The 527-nt window shown below is 45.4% G+C and carries 3 tRNA genes; all 3 read right to left on the reverse strand.

From position 1 onward, the window contains the following. Positions 1–226 precede the first annotated feature (226 nt). The 3 genes from AACS00_RS07945 to AACS00_RS07955 all read right to left on the reverse strand — a co-directional run bounded on the left by AACS00_RS07945 (position 227) and on the right by AACS00_RS07955 (position 478). Positions 227–302: transfer RNA gene (locus AACS00_RS07945), tRNA-Val, on the reverse strand. A gap of 12 nt (positions 303–314) precedes the next feature. Beyond that, a tRNA-Ala gene (locus tag AACS00_RS07950) sits at positions 315–390 on the reverse strand. Positions 391–402: 12 nt separating this feature from the next. Beyond that, positions 403–478 (reverse strand) — tRNA-Lys (locus tag AACS00_RS07955). Positions 479–527 lie beyond the last annotated feature (49 nt).

Consider the following 527-nt stretch of genomic DNA (forward strand, 5'->3'; position numbering starts at 1 on the left):
TTTTTCACCAAGCACACTTGAATGTGTATTTTTGGTCTTTATCAAAAGATAAAGATTGAGAACTTTACAAGTAACTTATCTATCAAGATAAATTACTTTGTCAGCTTTCCAAATTGTTAAAGAGCAAAGTGTTTTTCACACTTTCTAACGATTCTCAGCGTCACTTTACCGACCGCATAAGTTAACTTGCGCGGCTAGATAAAACTAGCGAAGAACATTTAGAAAGTGGTGGGCGATACCGGGTTCGAACCAGTGACCCCCTGCTTGTAAGGCAGGTGCTCTCCCAACTGAGCTAATCGCCCATTTAGTATAAATGGTGGAGCTAAGCAGGATCGAACTGCTGACCTCCTGCGTGCAAGGCAGGCGCTCTCCCAGCTGAGCTATAGCCCCATTTACATAAAATGGTGGGTCGTGCAGGATTCGAACCTGCGACCAATTGATTAAAAGTCAACTGCTCTACCAACTGAGCTAACGACCCATGGTATCCCGTAGGGGAGTCGAACCCCTGTTACCGCCGTGAAAGGGCG

It is taken from the genome of Vibrio sp. 11986-1-5 (genome assembly GCF_963878025.1).
GTDB classification, from domain to species: Bacteria; Pseudomonadota; Gammaproteobacteria; order Enterobacterales; family Vibrionaceae; genus Vibrio; species Vibrio injensis.